This is a genomic window from Cuniculiplasma thermophilum (genome assembly GCF_052315355.1).
Lineage (GTDB): Archaea > Thermoplasmatota > Thermoplasmata > Thermoplasmatales > Thermoplasmataceae > Cuniculiplasma.
Genome location: NZ_JBLSDF010000068.1, coordinates 1 through 2,046, shown reverse-complemented (window position 1 = coordinate 2,046; position 2,046 = coordinate 1). Strand labels below are relative to the sequence as shown.

General features: G+C 37.8%; 2 protein-coding genes and 1 tRNA gene. 2 read left to right on the top strand and 1 reads right to left on the bottom strand.

Annotation, left to right across the window (positions count from 1 at the left end):
- The first annotated feature begins 389 nt into the window (after positions 1-389).
- Both ACNF42_RS08570 and ACNF42_RS08565 read left to right on the top strand, forming a co-directional pair.
- Positions 390-1,406: an ion channel gene (locus tag ACNF42_RS08570; RefSeq protein WP_443340354.1), complete on the top strand. Its 1,017-nt coding sequence runs from the start codon at positions 390-392 to the stop codon at positions 1,404-1,406.
- 37 nt (positions 1,407-1,443) lie between these two features.
- Positions 1,444-1,528: transfer RNA gene (locus tag ACNF42_RS08565), tRNA-Leu, on the top strand.
- Between the two features lie 135 nt (positions 1,529-1,663).
- On the opposite strand, the gene ACNF42_RS08560 is transcribed toward ACNF42_RS08565, so the two are convergent.
- Positions 1,664-1,918, bottom strand: a complete 255-nt coding sequence (locus ACNF42_RS08560; RefSeq protein ID WP_443340353.1) for a hypothetical protein — start codon at positions 1,916-1,918, stop codon at positions 1,664-1,666.
- Between the last annotated feature and the right edge of the window lie 128 nt (positions 1,919-2,046).

Genomic DNA, 2,046 nt, shown 5'->3' with positions numbered 1-2,046 from the left:
CCTTGGAAAATCCATGAAGATATCAACCCTCTTTCCCTGGTGGTCGAACTTTATTTCCTTAATGATCCATGGATCTTCTAAACCTAAAAGCTTCCTGAAAAGTTCCTCTGATCTCACATAATGTAAATGAATAAGGGTTTATAACTTACCCCCAAAGAGTTGAAGAGATCCTTATTTTATATTACTTAAACATACTAAACTTATGTGCTTAGATTGCTTCGAGGATGATTGCAGCTGCGACCAATGCTATAATTTCCGTCATAACCCTGCATGTCCCAGATGTGGTCACACTATATTTCTTGATTGCTGCCAGGGATTTTAATCCGTAAAACAGGGCAGAAGGTCAGATTGGAAAGAATTAAAAAGGCTCATCAAATTATCTCCCATTGGTGGATTTAAGAACACTCGTTAGCAGTTTTAAGAAAATCCTGAGACAGAATGTTGGGAGGACTGTATTACTGGCATTAGCTGTGGTAATTTATAGCGTAATTTCCCAATATCTCATAGAAAATCCAATTAAAACATCGGGTATCCATTCACTTTTTCAATCACTTTGGTGGACTATGCAGACAATAACCACAGTTGGATATGGAGATGTTACTATTGTTGGATTTTATGGGAAGACCAATGCCATGATTATTATGGTTATAGGAATAGGCACTTTCAGCCTTTTGCTTGTGACTGTGGCTGCTGAAATTGTTGATGCCAAGCTTTTAAAAAGATTAGGGAGGGCAAGAACAAAAATGGAAGAGCACTCAATTGTTTGTAATTATACTGATAAGCAATCTTCAATAATAAAAAGATTAGTAGATGAAAAGTTCCCAATACTGATACTTGGTAACGAAGAGTCCAAGGAAATTGCAGATAAGGGAGAATTCATAAGGGGCAATCCACTGAATGTGGAGGATTTGAAAAAGGCAGGTATAGAAAGAGCTGTTTCAATGATTATATTTCCCAATGAAAAGTACGGCTCAGATGATTCATTAGCTCTGGATGCAGAATCTATACTTATTCTATTAACGGCAAGAAAATTGAATAAAGATTTGAAAATAACCATAGAACTACTGAACGAGAGCAGCAGGGTTCATGCAGACGAGGCAGGAGCTGACAATGTAATAGTAAGAGGGGACTTGAGTTCAGCTGCCATTATTTCTGCCCTAACACAACCTGAGGCTGGAATGTTTCTTAATAAAATGGTAATGTCATCCGGTTATTTTTCAATCTCGCAAAATACCTTTGAAAAAATGAGTGGTAAACCGTATGAGGAAATAATCAAAATGATAATTGACGAAGGAGGGATTCCATTATCGGTGTACCAAAACGGTCAATTTACAAATCCCTATGAAATGAAAGGGATTTCTAAGGGCGAGATATTTATCTATCTGAAAAAGGGTCAGCAACAATGACAAATTAGATATGCCTTGCTTAATTTCAGATATGAGAGCAGAGGTTGTCGAGATTGGTCAAAGGCGCCAGATTGAGGGTCTGGTTCCGTAGGGATACGAGGGTTCAAATCCCTCCCTCTGCATTTTGTGCAAAAGAGGGTTTAAACATATCTTTTAAATGTTAAAATACTTCGTTCGTAACCATTGGAAATTTTTACATTTCGATATTTTTTGCAAGATCACTTTCCCATTATTAATCAGGTTTTTACTTCTGTTAGCTATTCACTAATACCATTTTGAACCGTCTTTGAGAAATTATAGATAGAAAGTAAGACAAAAGTGTCTATCACCAATACTCCAAACACCTCATCCTCCGCAACGGATTGCCATGGAATTATAAGGTAAGCAATCCAGGAAAGAATATTTATTATGGTCAGTATTGATCCAAATTTGTAATCCTTCCTTGATAAATGTCCCGCAGCAACGACAAAGAATGAAATAGAGCTTAGGATGAAAAACCATATAGATGTCATGAAAAAAGTTCTTTTGGCCACGTTGACATGACGGTGTCAGCGTGAGAGTCGGAGAGGCAGTCGTCTTGTCTCTTGGCCTGCGAGGCCGCTTTACAGATTGACTGCCCTTCGTCTCGACATAATACCCT